The organism is Roseovarius sp., from assembly GCF_040223625.1.
GTDB lineage: Bacteria > Pseudomonadota > Alphaproteobacteria > Rhodobacterales > Rhodobacteraceae > Roseovarius.
Window position 1 is genome coordinate 171,878 of the sequence record NZ_JAVKFX010000008.1, and the last position, 15,634, is coordinate 187,511.

The following is a 15,634-nucleotide window of genomic DNA, read 5'->3' on the forward strand; positions in this document are numbered from 1 at the left end:
CATCCTTTCGCGATGAGGGCTGGCATTCCGGCCTGCTTCTGACCCATTTGAGCGTGGCGATCAAGGGGGCAGGGCGGTTTTGTATACTATTGCACACAATTACCCGAGTCGCAAGTATCACCCGGCTCTCGCGAAACCTTGATTGGTCATGTATGACGGGGGCGGGTAATCCTCGACGGGCACCAGAACAAACACAATTTCCGGACGGTTTCCATGGCTAGACTCGGCACGTTGCTGACCGCATTCCTGATCACATTCGCCGCCCCCGCGGCAGCCCAGGAGCGGCCCGTGCTGGTCGAACTCTACACCTCGCAGGGCTGTTCCTCCTGCCCGCCGGCGGATGCCTTCCTCCACAAGCTGGCCGACCGCGACGACGTGATCGCGCTGGCCCTGCACGTCGATTACTGGGATTACATCGGCTGGAAGGACAGCTTCGCCAAGGCGGAATACACCGCCCGCCAGCGCGCCTATGCCAAGGTCGCCAACCGTCGCATGGTCTACACGCCCCAGATGATCATCAACGGCACCGACCACGTGGTCGGCACCCGCCCGATGGACGTGACCGACCTGATCCGCAAACACCACGGCGGCACCTCCCGGGTCGCCCTTTCGGTGGCCGAGCGCCAGGGCAAGCTGGAAATCGACGCCACCGCCGCCGCCGGCACCGGCGGCACCGCCACGGTGCGCCTCTTCCGCTACCTCCCGCAGGAAACCGTCGCCATCAAGCGCGGCGAGAACGCGGGCAAGTCGGTCAACTACTCCCACATCGTCACCGACATGGACGTGGTCGCCGACTGGGACATGCGCCAGCCCCTCGACATCGACGTCCCCCTCAACGGCGACCTCCCCGCCGTCGTGGTCATCCAGCGCAACAGCTTCGGCCCGGTCGAGGCGGTCGCCAAGATCGACTGAAGCCCCCGGCCCGCGCTACTTCTGGCCGAAAATATCCTGGGGGAGTCGTTGACCCCACAGGGGGCAACGGCGGGGGCAAAGCCCCCCTACCCGATCTCCGCCACCAGCGCCGCCAACCCGCCAAGGTCCTCGATCGCCCGGAACCGCGGGGCATCCTCCGGCGGCGCGTCATTCTCGACCTCCCAGGTCAGGTGATGGGGCACGTAGACCCCCCAGCCGCCCGCCTCGATCGCCGGCTTCACGTCCGAGCGCAACAAGTTGCCCACCATCATCGCCGCCTCCGCGCCGGTGCCGTGGCGGGCGAAGATACCGGCATAGACCTCCGGCGTCTTGGCGCTGACGATCTCGACCCCGTCGAACAGATCCCCCAGCCCCGACTGCGCCAGCTTGCGCTCCTGGTCCAGCAGGTCGCCCTTGGTGATCAACAGCACCCGGTGGCTCTCGGCGATCTCCGCCACCGCCTCCCGCGCATGGGGCAACAGCTCGATCGGATGCCGCAGCATCTCCTGCCCCGCCGCGATCAATTCCGAGATGACGCTGGCCGGCACCTGCCCGTCGGTCACCTCGATGGCGGTCTCGATCATCGACAGGGTGAACCCCTTGATGCCGAACCCGTAATGCCCGAGGTTCCGCCGCTCCGCCGCCAGCAGCCGTTCCGCCAGCTGCGCGCCGTCCACGTAGTCCTCCAGCAGCCCCGCGAATCTCTCCTGCGTCAGCCGGAAAAACCGCTCGTTCTGCCAAAGCGTATCGTCCGCGTCGAAGCCGATTGTCGTCAGATTCCGTGTCATCTTGCCCCGTCTCGAGGGTTCCCCCTCTTTTCACTCCTGCCCCCGAGGCTATATACAGGACTCACGATCGGCCATGCCAGATGAGACCGGGCAGGAAATGACGGACCCAATCTTCCAGATGTCGGGGCAGAAGAACGGCGACGATGACGGCGACTCCTCGGTCATCGTCGAGACGCGCACCAAGACCAAGCGCCCGCCGCTCTACAAGGTGCTGCTTCTGAACGACGACTACACGCCGATGGAATTCGTCGTGGCCGTTCTCGAGCGGTTCTTCGGCATGTCCCACGCGCAGGCGTTCGAGATCATGCTGACGGTCCACAAGAAGGGCGTCGCCGTGGTCGGCGTCTTCAGCCACGAGATCGCCGAGACCAAGGTGGCGCAGGTGATGGATTTCGCCCGCCGCCACCAGCATCCGCTGCAATGCACGATGGAAAAGGAATAGCTTGAGCGCTCCCTCCCGCCTGTCACTGGCGCTGGATTCGGGCGACGTCACGCTGCCCGAGGCCGGGCGCATCGCCGTCTTCGCGCCCCGCGCGGGCATGGACCTGTCGGCGCTGCCGGCCGACCTGTGCCATGTCATCACCACCTTCAAGCCCGACCGCGACCATTTCGCCGGACAGGGCTTCACCTGCGGCAAGGAACCCGAGGGCCGCTACGCCGCCGCCCTCGTCTGCCTGCCCCGCGCCAAGGCGCTGGGCCAGGCGCTGGTGGCCGAGGCCGCCTCGGTCACCGACGGCCCGGTGATCGTCGACGGCGCCAAGACCGACGGCGTCGAATCGATCCTCAAGGCCTGCCGCAAGCGCACCGACGTCTCGCCCGCGCTCTCCAAGGCGCACGGCAAGCTCTTCCATTTCCCCGCCTCCCCCGCCTTCGAGGACTGGGCCCTCGGCGCCCCGTCCGAGATCGAGGGCGGCTTCGTCACCGTGCCCGGCATCTTCTCGGCCGACGGGATCGACCCGGCCTCGGCCCTGCTGGCAGACCACCTGCCCGAGAAGCTGGGCAAACGGGTGGCCGATCTCGGCGCCGGGTGGGGCTACCTCTCGGCCCGCGCGCTGAGCCGCGAGAGCATCGAGGAGATGCACCTCGTCGAGGCCGATTTCGCCGCGCTCGACTGTGCCCGCCGCAACGTGCTCGACCCCCGCGCGCATCTGCACTGGGAAGACGCGACCCGCTGGCAGCCGGACGAGCCGCTCGACACCGTCATCACCAACCCGCCCTTCCATACCGGCCGCAATCCCGACCCGGGGCTGGGGCTCGACTTCATCCGCGCCGCCGCCCGCGTGCTTTCACCACGCGGCCAGCTTTTTCTGGTCGCCAACCGCCATCTGCCATATGAGTCAGAGATGGCGCGCCAGTTCGGAGAGGTGAAGGAAATGGGCGGCGACAACCGGTTCAAGCTTCTGCACGGGGCGCGCCCGGCGCGCCGGCCCGGCTGATTCCCCGGATGATCCCCGGGCGACATCCCACAGGCACAAAAGGGTAGACCATGTCATTTTCCATTTCCGGAAAGACCGCGATCGTGACCGGCGGGGCGAACGGCATCGGCCTCGCCATCGGGCGGCATTTCGTCGACAAGGGCGCGAACGTGATGTTCGCCGATATCGACGAGAAGCAGCTCATCAAGCAGGTGGGCGAGAACGAGGAAGGCAGCAACAAGCGCTACTTCGCGGGCGACCTGCGGGAAAAGCTGACACTCGCCAACCTGCTGTCGGCCACCATCGACGCCTTCGACCAGGTCGACATCCTGGTGAACGCCTCGCGCCAGATGCTGGTCTCCGACCCGCTCAACCCCGATGACGACGCGGTCGAACAGTTGCTGAGCCAGAACCTCCTGACCGCCCTGCGCACCAGCCAGCTTGTCGCCAAGCGGATGATCAAGCAGGCCGAGGCGCGCGAGGGCGGTCCGGTCGGCACCATCGTCAACCTCTCCTCGATCGCCGCCCGCCGCACCCATCCTGACCTGCTGGCCTTCTCGGTCTCCTCGGCCGCGCTCGACCAGATGACGCGCAGCCTTGCCGTGGCGCTCGCGCCCCACCGGATCCGGGTCAACGCCGTGGCCTTCGGCTCGGTGATGAGCGCGTCGCTGCAGGGGACGCTGAAGGAGAACCGCGATTTCCGCGCCGATATCGAGGATCACACCCCGCTGGGCCGGATCGCCTCGGCGACAGAGCTGGCCGAAGCCGTGCAATACCTCGCCTGCGACAGCTCCGGCTTCATGACCGGCCAGATCATGACCGTCGATGGCGGCCGCACCCTGCTCGACCCGGTGGCGGCGCCGGCACACTGAACGGGGGGCCAGATGACCGGAAAAACGAGCGGGGACATGACCGAGGAAGTTACGGCGGAAATGACGACGGAAAAGGCCCGCGCGGCCGCCTGGTTCCGCGAGCTGCGCGACAGGATCGTGGCCGCCTTCGCGGAGCTTGAGGAAAGCCACGCCGAGGGCCCCTTCGCCGCCGCCGAACCGGGCCGGTTCGAGGTCCGGGAAACCAGCCGCACCAGCGATGACGGCTCCGACGCCGGCGGCGGGCTGATGAGCGTCATGCGCGGCGGCCGGGTGTTCGAGAAGGTCGGCGTCAACATCTCCGAGGTCTACGGCACGCTCGGCCAGGTGGCCCAGGCCTCGATGGCCGCCCGCGGCGTGCCCGGGATCGAGGAGAACCCCCGCTTCTGGGCCAGCGGCATCAGCCTCGTCGCCCACATGCAGAACCCCCACGTGCCCGCCGTCCACATGAACACCCGGATGTTCTGGACGCCGGGGGCGTGGTGGTTCGGCGGCGGCTCCGACCTCAACCCCTGCATCGAGTATGACGAGGACACCGGCCATTTCCACGCCACCCAGAAGGCGTATCTCGATCCTCATGGCGAGGGGGAATACCCAAGGCTCAAGGCCTGGGCCGACGAGTATTTCTACATCCCCCACCGCCGCCGCGCCCGCGGCGTCGGCGGCATCTTCATGGATGACCAGAACTCCGGAAGCTGGGAGGCCGATTTCGCCCTGACGCAGGATATCGGCCGCGCCTTCCTGCCGGCCTTCGTGCCGCTGGTGGAGAAGCGCCGCACCATGCAATTCGGCGAAGCCGAGAAGGACGCCCAACTCATCCACCGCGGCCTCTATGCCGAGTACAACCTCGTCTACGACCGCGGCACCAAGTTCGGGCTGGCCACCAGCCACGACCCCGAGGCCGTGCTGATGAGCCTCCCGCCCATGGCCAAGTGGGTCTAGCCAAGGGCGTTTCCCCGCCACTGCAACCCGCGCGCCTTGGAAACGATCCGGCGGGTTGACGACTTGCCCCGGCCCGTGCGGCTACGGACAGGTCACCTGGAACAGCCCCCCCGACCCCCTCACCCGTACACCACCGGCTGCGGATCGGGCTGCTTCACCGCCGCGCCGCGCACCGCCCGGATATCCTCGGCCGGCGCGCCGATCCGGTCGCCATGCTCCCGGATCGCCTCCGGTCCCTCGGCCTCGTAGAAACAGACCGACCCGATACGCCCGTCCTCCTCGGTCACCGCGTAGCTGCGGATCCAGCGCAGCCGCCCGGCCATCGCCTCGCCCGCCTCGGCCGATGTCGCGTTGGTCTGGGCCAGCTCGGCCTCGCTCGCCCAGATACCCCGGCGGCGGATCATGTAGAGTTCCATCTCTTGCCTCCTTTATCGCGTTGCAATGCCCCCACCTTCGCACCCGCACCGCCCCGGGCACAGCCGGCAATCCCGCCAAACCGCGGGGGCGATCGGGCCAAACGCCCGCCCTCGGCTGGATTTCCGGCGCGTTCTGCGAAACCATGGGCCCGTGAAAGAGGTCCCATGACCGACACCGGCGACAGGCTCCACGTGGTCATCGTGCTCGTCAACGAGGGGCACGCCTCGACCGCCATCGGCCCGATCGAGATCTTCTCCTCGGCCGGGCGCATGTTCAACGAGCTGAACGGCATCCCGCCCGAGCCCCGCTTTCGGGTCACCACCGCCTCGATCGACGGCGCCCCGGTCGAAAGCGCCCACGGCCTGCGCCTCACCCCCGACTGCGCCATCGACCAGTGCGGCCCGGCCGACCTCGTCATGGTCTCCGCCTCCGGCCCTGTGCCCGCCGAATGGATGGCCCGCCATGCCGCGCTCCTGCCCTGGCTCGCCGCGCGCCACACCGCCGGAAGCCTCGTCGCCGGCGTCTGCTCCGGCGTCGCCTTCCTGGCCGAGGCCGGGCTGCTGAACGGCCGCCGCGCCACCACCTACTGGGGCGTGGCCGAGGCGTTCCGCCAGCGCTACCCGGATGTCGGCTGGCGCCCCGACCTGCTGATCACCGAGGAGGCGGGCCTGTTCTGCGGCGGCGGGGTGAACGCGGCGGCCGACCTCGGCCTCTACCTCGTCGAACGGCTCTGCGGGCACCGGGTGGCAGTGGAATGCGCCCAGGCGCTGCTGCTCGACATGCCCCGCCACGGCCAGGCGGGTTATGCCATCCTACCCCTCGCCCGCCCCCATGCCGACGAACAGGTCCGCCGGGTCGAGGATCACCTTGGCGCCGACCTCCACCGCACCCCCTCCCTCGACGCGCTGGCGGCGCTCGCCGGCCTCAGCCGCCGCAGCCTGACGCGCCGCTTCAAGGCGGCCACCGGTTGCCAGCCCGGCGCCTACCTCCAGATGCTCCGCGTCGCCGCCGCCCGCCGGATGCTGGAAGACGGCAGCGCCCCGATCCAGCAGGTCAGCTCGGCCGTAGGCTACGACGATGCCGCCTTCTTCCGCCGCGTCTTCAAGCGCCATGTCGGCCAGACCCCCGCCGCCAACCGCCACCGCTTCGGCCGCCGCCCGACGTCTTGAAAGAACCTCGTTCCGATGCCTTTTCAAGATATCGCCCCCTACCACACCGCCCGCCACATTAACCCGGCCCCGCACCGATCCGAACACCGACAAAATACCGACGTGATACCGACGCGATACCGACACCCGGTTTTCCCGCCATTTCAGGGCGTTAACCCTGATTCGCCCGCCCTCTCCCGGTCACGCCTTCCGCACCGCCCTTGTCCCGGCCCGCTGCCCCCCGTATCTATGGGACAACAGGAAACGAAACCCGAACTTCGGAGAGATCACATGTTCAAGGGACTGGGCCAGATGGGCGACATGGCCAAGATGATGAAGGCCGCGCAGGAGATGCAGCAGAAGATGGCCAGCCTTCAGGAAGAGATGCACAACATGACCGTCGAGGGCGAAAGCGGCGCCGGCCTCGTCAAGGCCACCTGCACCGTCAAGGGCGAGCTCAAGGGCCTCGACATCGACCCCTCGATCTTCAACCCCGACGACAAGGAAGCGGTCGAAGACCTCATCCTCGCCGCCATCAAGAACGCCCAGACCCGCGCCAACGACAAGGCGAAGGAAGAGATGGGCAAGATCACCGAGGGCATGGGCCTGCCCAAGGACATGGATTTGCCGTTCTGAACCAAGGGCTTGCAGTCACCGGATCGGGGCGGGATCGTGCCCCCGCCCCGGGCCTGACCCGGGGCCTGCCGCGCGTTTCATCATGAACTCCACCCGCGATATCGACGCCCTGATCGAGATGATGGCCAAGCTCCCCGGCCTCGGCCCCCGCTCGGCCCGCCGCGCGGTGCTGCACCTCATCCGCAAGCGCGAGCTTTTGCTGATGCCGCTCGCCGACCAGATGCAGCGCGTCGCCGCCACCGCCCGCGAATGCGACAATTGCGGCAATGTCGGCACCACCGAACTCTGCGACATCTGCACCGCCGAGAAACGCGCCAACGGCCAGATCTGCGTGGTCGAGGACGTGGCCGATCTCTGGGCGATGGAACGCGCGAAGGTCTTCAAGGGCCGCTACCACGTCCTTGGCGGCACCCTCTCCGCCCTTGACCAGATCGGCCCCGAGCAGCTCCGCATCCCCAAGCTGATCGACCGCATCGCCACCGAGGAGATCACCGAGGTCATCCTCGCCGTCGGCGCCACCGTCGACGGCCAGACCACCGCCCATTACATCGCCGACCAGCTCGAGGGCCGCGTCCGCCTGACCTCGCTGGCCCAGGGCGTGCCCATCGGCGGCGAACTCGACTATCTCGACGACGGCACCATCACCGCCGCGCTCAACGCCCGCAAGGATATCTGAGCCTCACGCCCGCAGGTCATGCCGCGGCGAGGCGCCGAACTTCCGCGCATATTCCCGGCTGAACTGCGTCGGGCTCTCATACCCCACCTCGAAGGCCACGGCCGACACGCTCTGCCCGCCCGCCTGCAGCCGCTCCCGCGCCTGCAACAGCCGCAACTCCTTCTGGTATTGCAGCGGCGTCGTCGCCGTCACCGTCCGGAAATGCTCGTGAAAGCTCGACCGGCTCATCCCCACCAGCCGCGCCAGCTCCTCGGTCGTCAACGGGTCGGCCACATGCGCCCGCAGATGCGCGATCACCTGCCCGATCCGCCCAGCATGGCCATCCGCCTGCAACAACGCCCTGAGCGTCGCCCCTTGCGGCGAGGTCAGCAGCCGGTAATGGATCTCCTTCTGCACCAGCGGCCCCAGCACCCCGGCCTCCCCGGGCCGCTCCGCCAGCCCCAGCAACCGCCCGAACGCCTCCCTCATCGGCGCGTCCGCCTCGTGCACCGAAAGCGCCCGGCGCACGGTGCCACGCCCGGCCCCGCCGATCTCTTCCTCCAGCCCCCGCAAAACCGACAGGTCCAGCGGCAGGATCAGCGCCAGGTAGGGCCGCTCCCGCGTCGCCTCGACGATCCGCGACACGATCGGAATGTCGTGGCTCACCAGCAACAGCCGCCCCGCCGACGCCCTGACCGACCCGGCCTTCGTGCCGGTGTCCTTCGCCCCCTGCACCACGAAACACACCAGCGGCTCGTAGATCATCGCCTCCAGCGCCGACGGCTCCGGCCGCCGCGCGATCATCAGCCCGGCCACCCCGGTTGTCAGCGTCCCGTCCCGCACGCCCTCGGCCGCACAGATCCGCTCCGCCGCCGCCACCAGCCTGTCATCCGCCATCATCGCCTCCACGCACGCGTCCGGAGTTTTATGCCATGCCCACGCCCCTCTGCCACGCCTTTCCCCGCCACTGCCGGAGGATCGGGCAAGTCTTCCGGACAATCCGGCAGGCACCACGCCCCGCCTTCCGCCATATCCGGTCACAGGCAAAAAACCGGAAAGGACATCCCATGACCGACAAGATCACCTTCATCACCGGCGGCAGCCGCGGCCTCGGCCGCAGCATGGCGCTCAAACTCGCCCAACAGGGCATCGGCGTCGTCTTCACCTACGCCGGCAACGCCCGGGCCGCAGAGGAAACCCTGGCCGAGATCGAAGCGCAAGGCGGCACCGCCGCCGCCCTCCAGCTCGACCAGACCGACCCGGCCCAGATCGCCTCGCTCCCCGACCGCCTCCGCGCCACCCTGCGCGAGACCTTCGGCCGCGACACGATCGACCACCTCGTCAACAACGCCGGCACCGGCCACTGGGCGCTCTTCTCCGACACCACGCCGGACCAGCTCGACGACCTCTACGCCGTCCACGTCAAGGGGCCGTTCCTGCTGACCCAGGCTCTGCTGCCGATGATCGAGGATGGCGGCAAGATCGTCATGATCTCCTCCGGCCTCGCCCGCTTCGCCCTGCCGGGTTACGCGGCCTACGCGGCGATGAAAGGCGCGGTCGAGGTGCTCACCCGCTACCTCGCCAGGGAACTGGGCGAGCGCGGCATCTCGGTCAACACCGTCGCGCCGGGCGCCGTCGAGACCGATTTCGGCGGCGGCACCGTCCGAGACAACCCCGAGGTCAACCGGATGATCGCCGAGCACACCGCGCTCGGCCGCGCCGGCCTGCCCGACGACATCGGCGGCGCCGTGGCGGCGCTGCTGGCGGGCGAGACCCACTGGATCACCGCCCAGCGCATCGAGGTCTCGGGCGGCCAGAGCATCTGAGCCCGCGGCGCCCGCGACATCTCCCCGTCCCGGCCCCCGAGCCGGGACCTCGAGCCACCAAAGGCCCGGGTCAAGCCCGGGGCGGGGCAATCACACCGCTCCGCAGGGTGGGTGCAAACCCACCTCCACCAACCCAAAAACAAAAGCGCCCGCCGAAATCCCCCGGCGGGCGCTCTCCAATGCTCAACGTCTAGAAGAAACCCTCAGCGCCGCGGATCGTCGCTGTCGTCTTCCTCGTCGTCCTCGTCATCCGAGCTGTCCGGCAGGTTGAAGAAGCTGTCCGCGTCGTATTTCTCGTTGTCGTCGCGCTCTTCCTCGTCGTCGCCCGACAGGCTGAACGTCTCCAGCCCCTCGATCGCCGTCGGCATCTTCGGCTCCGGGTCCATCTCCAGGCTCTGCTCGGTGCTCAGCAGGCGGCGGCGCGCCTCGTCGTCCATGGCCTCGCCTTCCTTGGCCCGCTTGGCGGCGGCCTTCTGCACGGCGGCGTCCAGCTCGGTCTGCTTGCACAGGCCCAGCGCCACCGGGTCGATCGGCTGCATGTTCGAGATGTTCCAGTGCGTCCGCTCGCGAATCGTCTGGATCGTCGGCTTCGTCGTGCCCACCAGCTTGGCGATCTGCGCATCGGCCAGCTCGGGGTGGAACTTCACCAGCCACAGGATGGCGTTCGGCCGATCCTGCCGCTTCGACAGCGGCGTATAGCGCGGCCCGCGGCGTTTTTCCTCGCCCACGGCGGCCGGGTTGAACTTCAGCTTCAGCTTGTGCAGCGGGTCCTTCTCGGCCTTGTCGATTTCTTCCTGCGTCAGCTGGTTGTTGGCAATCGGGTCGAACCCCTTCACGCCGGCGGCCACGTCGCCATCGGCGATGCCCTGGATCTCGAGCTCGTGCATCCCCGTGAAATCGGCGATCTGCTTGAAGCTCATCGTCGTGTTGTCCACCAGCCAGACGGCGGTGGCCTTGGCCATAAGCGGTCCTGACATTTCCTTACGTCTCCTTCACGCATATCTTCCCCGTCGCCTGAAATGGCTGTCCCGCTGGGGGACGAGTTTTCGTTGTCGGGGAACTGACGGGCTATATAGTCCGCATGCGAATAAAATGAAAGTGCGAATAATGCGTGTGCTCCTTGTGCTCCTCCTCTGGGCCTCCACGGCGCTGGCCGATGGCGAAAGGGCGGGAAAGTTCGACTATTACGTCCTCGCGCTCAGCTGGTCCCCCACCTGGTGCGCGCTCGAGGGCGATGCCCGGGGCTCTCCCCAATGCGACGAAGCGGCTGATTACGGCTGGGTCCTCCACGGCCTCTGGCCTCAATACCACCGCGGCTGGCCGGCCCACTGCCCCACCGTCGAACGCCCGCCCACGCGCACCATGACCGAAGCCATGACCGACATCATGGGCTCCTCCGGCCTCGCCTGGTACCAGTGGAAGAAGCACGGGTCCTGCTCGGGCCTCTCCGCATCCGCCTACTACGCGCTTGCCCGGGACGCCTATGAAAGCCTCGCCCGGCCGGATGTCTTCCGGAAACTGAAAGACCCCGTCAAGCTCCCGGCCTCCGTCGTCGAACAGGCCTTCCTCAAGGCCAATCCCGGGCTCGAGCCGGACATGCTCACCATCACCTGCCGCGCGGGCCGCATCCAGGAGGCCCGCCTCTGCCTCTCCAAATCCCTCTCCCCCGTTCCCTGCGGACGCGACGTGGTGAAGGACTGCCAACTCGACAACGCCCTCTTCGACCCCATCAATTGAATTAGAAAATTGAGAAGTTCCACTTCAATGTTCTGATGGGTTTAGGCACAATATATAGACTTAAATCCGTCGAAATTGGCACATACTGTGTGGAGCCATCGTCCACACCGTTTCCACAAGAACATACAAGTTGCACAGGCCCAAGGAGCGGCCCAAAATCACTCACAGCACCTTGTGGAAGATTCGAGCTGATTCACTAGGTGTAGTGGCGGCATAGGGCCCGTTGCAGCGGGAACCCTATGCCTGAAGAAATTGGATCGTTTCGCCGCAAGCGTTTCAGTTTCGAAAACCAAGCTGCGGTCGCCTCCCGTTTCTGTGGCGAGTGTAGCTTGGGGCCACGCTTCATGCAACGCGGCAAGACAGGAGAACGCGCCATGCGCAGTTCATCACCTAAACTGACTCCCGCGACAGCTGCTAAGATCAAGGCGCTGCTCAAGGAAACCGACTGGAACCATGCCCAGATTGCATCCAACTTAGGCGGGATCAATCAAGGCCGAGTTTCCGAGGTTAAGACCGGCAAGCGGTTTCCCGAGGTGGAACCCTGCAGCCTCGCAGAGGCCATGAGGCCTTGAACCAACGGGTGGGGCTTCGCGGTCCCACCCACAACTTTCACTGTTCCAAAAATACTCAAATCCCGACGCCAGCCCCAAGCGCAAACGTCAGAAAATCCGCCCCACCAGCACCACCAGCGCCACCGGCCACATCAGCACATGCAGCACGTCATCGAACCAGTTGCTGCTGCCCCAGCCCATCACCCACGCCGCCTGCCCCAGCACCGCCACCAACGGCAGGAACCAGTTGCCGGTCACGAACCCGTAAGCACACAGCGCCAGCACCATCACCGCCACCGGCCCCGGCGCATAGCCGAACCGGTAAAGGTCCACCGGCACCACCCCGAACGCCGCCGCCAGGAACACGGTATAGAGCACCAGGAATCCCACCAGCTCCCACGTCCCGAACCCCGCCATCGGCACGCCCAGCGACACCGCCACGTGCCGCAGCGCCAGCGCCGGCAGCATCACGCCGAACGGCGCCAGCAGCGCCACCGCGCCGCCCACCGCCATGCTCTCCCGGAACAGCGCCACGACCAGCACACCGACAACCGCGCCAAGACCGGCCGAAATGGCGGGCGAGGCCACCCAGCCGAGCAGCGCGAACACGACCCATCCGACCAGGACAGCCAACGCCGCCATCGCCCCCAACCCGGTCATTGCGCCGCCACCCAGGCCTGGTTGAACACATGCGCCACCAGCCCCCGCTTGGTGCCCTTGGAATAGGCCAGCACGATCTCGCCGGATGTCAGCCGCCGCAGCATCGGATAACGCAACGCCCCCTCGCCCTCGAACTCTTCCAGCACCCGCCAGCTTTCGCCCTCGTCCTCGCTCAGCACCAGCCGCAGCACCTCCGGCCGGTCGCCGTCATCGTTCACCGCCAACAGGATACGCCCCTCGCCCAGCCCCAGCGCCGCCACCGGAGAGGACGGGTTCTCCACCTCCATCGGCGCCACAGGCGACCAGCTCTGCCCGCCATCCTCGGTCCGGCTGACCAGCAGTCGTTTCCGGCTCGGGTCGAAATCCCGCAGGAACGCCACCGCCCGGCTCTCGCTCAGCGGCACCACCATCGGCTGGATCGGCTTGCCGAACCCGTTCATCCGCCGCGTGTCCCTGACCCGGCCCGCCTTGTCCAGCCGCGCCAGAACCCCGAACGTGCTGCCCATCTCGAAATAGGCCGGCAGGCCAAAGCTCCCGTCCGCGTATTCCACCATCGGCGATTTCACCAGGTTCGACCGCCCGAAGACCGGCGACAGGTTCAGCTTCCGCCCCCGCGCGGGCCGCCCCCCCGGCGCCCGCACATCGACGATCGAGGCCATCGCCCAGCCGCCCACCGACGCCACGGTCGCGTACAAGCCGTCCCGCACCGCCTCGTTCTCGATCGTGTTGCCCAACGTCACCACGATCTGCCGCGGCTCCATCACCTTGGCCAGCCCGCCGCGCGTCACCAACAGCCCGGTCGTGCCCCGCAGCCACCCCTCGGCGTCCCGCTCGAACCCGGTATAGTGGATGTCCACATCCGCCTGCGCCTCTTCCGAGCCCTCGAACCAGATGATCGTGAACCCCTCCTCGCGAACGAGGATGCCGGGCGAATGCGCCTGCCCGGTCTCGGCGGTATAATCGAACACCGTCTCGAAGGCCGGCTCGCCCTCCGGCGCCACGACCTCCGGCACCACGAATTGCCAGCTCAGCGCCACATCGGCGCGGATCGCCCAGACGCTCAGGCCAAGGCTGACCAGCCCCAGCCCGAGTATGACCAGCTGAACCGCGCCCAAATCCTTACCCGACCTTGAGGACGATCTTGCCGATATGCCCGCTCGATTCCATCCGCGCATGGGCCTTCGACGCCTCCGCCAGCGGGAATTCCGAATCCATCACCGGCGCCACTTTCCCGGCCTCCAGCAGCGGCCAGACATGTTCCCGCAGCCCTTGCGCAATCTTCGCCTTGGCCTCGTCGCTCTGCGGGCGCAGGGTGCTGCCGGTGATCGTCAGCCGCCGCACCATCACCTGCGCGAGATTCATCTCCACCTTCGGCCCCTGCATGACGGCGATCTGCACCAGCCGGCCGTCATCGGCCAGGCATTTCACGTTCCGCGGCAGGTAATCGCCCCCCACCATGTCGAGGATCAGGTGCGCCCCGCCCTCGGGCTTAAGCACCTCGACGAAATCCTCCTCCTTGTAGTTGATCGCCCGCTCGGCGCCCAGGTCGAGGCATTTCCGGCACTTCTCGTCCGACCCGGCCGTGGTGAACACCCGCGCCCCGAAGGCCCGCGCCAACTGGATCGCCGTGGTCCCGATCCCGGAAGAGCCGCCATGCACCAGGAATCGCTCCCCGGCCTTAAGCCCGCCGCGCAGGAACACGTTGGTCCAGACGGTAAAGAACGTCTCCGGCAGACAGGCGGCCTCCTTCAGCCCCATGCCCTCAGGCACCGGCAGGCAATGCGCGGCCGGCGTCGCCACGTACTCGGCATAACCCCCGCCCGGCAGCAACGCGCAGACCTTGTCGCCCGCCTTCAGATCGCTCACGCCGGCCCCGACCGTCACCACCTCGCCCGAGGCCTCAAGCCCGGGCAGGTCGCTCGCCGTCGGCGGCGGCGCATACATGCCCGCCCGCTGCAACGCGTCGGGCCGGTTCACCCCGGCCCACGCCACCTTGATGACCACCTCGCCATGGCGCGGCTCGGGCACCGGCCGCGTCACCGGCTTCAGCACATCCGGCCCGCCGGCCTCGGTGATCTCAACGGCGTTCATCGTCCCGGTCATGCGCGCATCTCCCTCTTCGCCGGCCTGTCGCGGCCCCCTGTTTCCCACCTGCCTCGCGCAATGGCAACAGCGCTCAGCCCGGTCCCGACCAGCGCCCCGGCATCCCGGTCTGGTGCGGCCCCTTCGGTGGCTTGATCCTGTTCAGGAACGACAGCGGCCCGTTCATCAGCCCGCTCACGAACCGGTTCTCGGCGGCCTGCGCCTTGACCTTCTCGAACTGCATCACATCGCCGATCCGCCGGTCGAGAAACTCCCATGTCCGCGCCTGATCCTCGCTCTCGTCGCCCAGCCAGTACAGCACGGTCGATCCATACACCCCCGACAGCGTCGCCCGCTTCGTGTACCAGTTGACGTCGTCCGAGCTGTCGCCCAGCGCGGTCCAGATCCGGTCACAGGTCCGCCAGACCGCCTGCGCCCCGTCCGGCGCATGATGCGGCAGGGAAAACAGCGTCATCCCCCGCCGCACGAGCTCCTTGTCGGCCACCTTCAGCCGCAACCTGACCGCCAGCGCCACCTTGTCGCGGAACCGCATTCCGCCCATGTCGGTCTCCTCGATCCGCCGGACCATCTCCCTGTCTCCGGCCTCGTGATAGGCCAGCGCCAGGTCGATCGCGCCCCGTGGGCACACCGCCCTCGCCAGCCCCGGCGCCACCCCGGCCTCTTTCACCGCGGCGCGATAGGTCGCCTCGCTCCAGCCATCGAACGGCACATGCGGCTTCGCGGCCTCCAGCAGCCTCGTCTTCACGTCGTCGCCGTCACTCATCGGACCTCTCCGTTTTCGCCTCTGTCACCCTAGACAAACTAAAACGCCTTTGCTATACGGCCACCTCCTGCATTCTCATGCAACTCCAACTTAGAAAGGTGGTGACACCACATGCAGGTTAGTGTTCGCGACAACAACGTCGATCAGGCGCTCCGCGCCCTGAAGAAAAAGCTGCAGCGCGAAGGCGTGTTCCGTGAAATGAAGCTTCGGCA

General features: G+C 67.4%; 20 protein-coding genes. 12 read left to right on the forward strand and 8 right to left on the reverse strand.

Going from position 1 to position 15,634, the window contains the following annotated elements:
* Window positions 1-213: 213 nt before the first annotated feature.
* Window positions 214-912 carry a DUF1223 domain-containing protein gene (locus RLN94_RS02840; RefSeq protein ID WP_350130634.1) on the forward strand — a complete coding sequence of 233 codons (699 nt, stop codon included), beginning with the start codon at window positions 214-216 and terminating at the stop codon, window positions 910-912.
* 86 nt (window positions 913-998) lie between these two features.
* Here the strand turns inward: RLN94_RS02840 and RLN94_RS02845 are convergent, their stop codons facing one another.
* Window positions 999-1,700: an HAD family hydrolase gene (locus RLN94_RS02845; RefSeq protein WP_350130635.1), complete on the reverse strand. Its 702-nt coding sequence runs from the start codon at window positions 1,698-1,700 to the stop codon at window positions 999-1,001.
* A 97-nt stretch (window positions 1,701-1,797) separates the two neighbouring features.
* Between RLN94_RS02845 and clpS the strand changes: the two genes are divergently transcribed.
* From clpS to hemF, 4 genes are read left to right on the forward strand one after another with little or no spacing between them, the layout of a single operon-like run.
* Complete coding sequence (gene clpS / locus RLN94_RS02850) at window positions 1,798-2,142, forward strand: ATP-dependent Clp protease adapter ClpS (RefSeq protein WP_350130636.1); 345 nt, start codon at window positions 1,798-1,800, stop codon at window positions 2,140-2,142.
* A 1-nt stretch (window position 2,143) separates the two neighbouring features.
* A complete protein-coding gene (locus tag RLN94_RS02855; protein ID WP_350130637.1) occupies window positions 2,144-3,136 on the forward strand; it encodes a class I SAM-dependent methyltransferase in 993 nt (330 codons plus the stop codon).
* 50 nt (window positions 3,137-3,186) lie between these two features.
* Window positions 3,187-3,987 (forward strand): SDR family NAD(P)-dependent oxidoreductase, encoded by an 801-nt coding sequence (locus RLN94_RS02860; protein ID WP_350130638.1) that lies wholly within the window; start codon window positions 3,187-3,189, stop codon window positions 3,985-3,987.
* Between the two features lie 12 nt (window positions 3,988-3,999).
* Window positions 4,000-4,926, forward strand: coding sequence for an oxygen-dependent coproporphyrinogen oxidase (gene hemF, locus RLN94_RS02865; RefSeq protein WP_350168509.1), 927 nt, complete (start codon window positions 4,000-4,002; stop codon window positions 4,924-4,926).
* Window positions 4,927-5,045: 119 nt separating this feature from the next.
* Here the strand turns inward: hemF and RLN94_RS02870 are convergent, their stop codons facing one another.
* On the reverse strand, window positions 5,046-5,342 hold the full coding sequence (locus tag RLN94_RS02870) for a nickel-binding protein (protein WP_350130640.1): 297 nt from the start codon (window positions 5,340-5,342) through the stop codon (window positions 5,046-5,048).
* Window positions 5,343-5,507: 165 nt separating this feature from the next.
* Between RLN94_RS02870 and RLN94_RS02875 the strand changes: the two genes are divergently transcribed.
* From RLN94_RS02875 to recR, 3 genes are all read left to right on the forward strand, one after another.
* Complete coding sequence (locus tag RLN94_RS02875) at window positions 5,508-6,512, forward strand: GlxA family transcriptional regulator (protein WP_350130641.1); 1,005 nt, start codon at window positions 5,508-5,510, stop codon at window positions 6,510-6,512.
* Between the two features lie 270 nt (window positions 6,513-6,782).
* Window positions 6,783-7,127: a YbaB/EbfC family nucleoid-associated protein gene (locus tag RLN94_RS02880; RefSeq protein ID WP_300891585.1), complete on the forward strand. Its 345-nt coding sequence runs from the start codon at window positions 6,783-6,785 to the stop codon at window positions 7,125-7,127.
* An 82-nt stretch (window positions 7,128-7,209) separates the two neighbouring features.
* Window positions 7,210-7,803, forward strand: coding sequence for a recombination mediator RecR (gene recR / locus RLN94_RS02885; protein WP_350130642.1), 594 nt, complete (start codon window positions 7,210-7,212; stop codon window positions 7,801-7,803).
* Between the two features lie 3 nt (window positions 7,804-7,806).
* Here the strand turns inward: recR and RLN94_RS02890 are convergent, their stop codons facing one another.
* Window positions 7,807-8,679: an AraC family transcriptional regulator gene (locus RLN94_RS02890; protein ID WP_350130643.1), complete on the reverse strand. Its 873-nt coding sequence runs from the start codon at window positions 8,677-8,679 to the stop codon at window positions 7,807-7,809.
* Window positions 8,680-8,849: 170 nt separating this feature from the next.
* On the opposite strand from RLN94_RS02890, the gene RLN94_RS02895 reads away from it, so the two are divergent.
* Window positions 8,850-9,608 carry an SDR family NAD(P)-dependent oxidoreductase gene (locus RLN94_RS02895; RefSeq protein WP_350130644.1) on the forward strand — a complete coding sequence of 253 codons (759 nt, stop codon included), beginning with the start codon at window positions 8,850-8,852 and terminating at the stop codon, window positions 9,606-9,608.
* A gap of 203 nt (window positions 9,609-9,811) precedes the next feature.
* Here RLN94_RS02895 and RLN94_RS02900 read toward each other — a convergent pair whose 3' ends face one another.
* A complete protein-coding gene (locus RLN94_RS02900) occupies window positions 9,812-10,585 on the reverse strand; it encodes a DUF1013 domain-containing protein (protein ID WP_350130645.1) in 774 nt (257 codons plus the stop codon).
* A 130-nt stretch (window positions 10,586-10,715) separates the two neighbouring features.
* On the opposite strand from RLN94_RS02900, the gene RLN94_RS02905 reads away from it, so the two are divergent.
* Window positions 10,716-11,345 (forward strand): ribonuclease T2 family protein, encoded by a 630-nt coding sequence (locus RLN94_RS02905; RefSeq protein WP_350130646.1) that lies wholly within the window; start codon window positions 10,716-10,718, stop codon window positions 11,343-11,345.
* A 239-nt stretch (window positions 11,346-11,584) separates the two neighbouring features.
* Window positions 11,585-11,917 (forward strand): hypothetical protein, encoded by a 333-nt coding sequence (locus tag RLN94_RS02910; RefSeq protein WP_350130647.1) that lies wholly within the window; start codon window positions 11,585-11,587, stop codon window positions 11,915-11,917.
* An 87-nt stretch (window positions 11,918-12,004) separates the two neighbouring features.
* On the opposite strand, the gene RLN94_RS02915 is transcribed toward RLN94_RS02910, so the two are convergent.
* The 4 genes from RLN94_RS02915 to RLN94_RS02930 all read right to left on the reverse strand — a co-directional run bounded on the left by RLN94_RS02915 (window position 12,005) and on the right by RLN94_RS02930 (window position 15,422).
* The gene (locus RLN94_RS02915; protein WP_350130648.1) at window positions 12,005-12,556 is read right to left on the reverse strand and encodes a hypothetical protein; all 552 of its coding nucleotides are present in this window, start codon (window positions 12,554-12,556) and stop codon (window positions 12,005-12,007) included.
* The gene (locus tag RLN94_RS02920) at window positions 12,553-13,671 is read right to left on the reverse strand and encodes an exo-alpha-sialidase (protein ID WP_350130649.1); all 1,119 of its coding nucleotides are present in this window, start codon (window positions 13,669-13,671) and stop codon (window positions 12,553-12,555) included. Before RLN94_RS02920 ends, RLN94_RS02915 begins: the two co-directional genes overlap by 4 nt.
* Window positions 13,672-13,675: 4 nt before the next feature.
* Window positions 13,676-14,659, reverse strand: coding sequence for an NAD(P)H-quinone oxidoreductase (locus tag RLN94_RS02925; RefSeq protein WP_350168514.1), 984 nt, complete (start codon window positions 14,657-14,659; stop codon window positions 13,676-13,678).
* A gap of 73 nt (window positions 14,660-14,732) precedes the next feature.
* Window positions 14,733-15,422, reverse strand: coding sequence for a COQ9 family protein (locus RLN94_RS02930; protein ID WP_350130651.1), 690 nt, complete (start codon window positions 15,420-15,422; stop codon window positions 14,733-14,735).
* A 111-nt stretch (window positions 15,423-15,533) separates the two neighbouring features.
* Here RLN94_RS02930 and rpsU point away from each other — a divergent pair.
* Window positions 15,534-15,634, forward strand: a 101-nt coding sequence (rpsU, locus tag RLN94_RS02935; protein WP_350168517.1) for a 30S ribosomal protein S21, incomplete at its 3' end; no start/stop codon positions are given.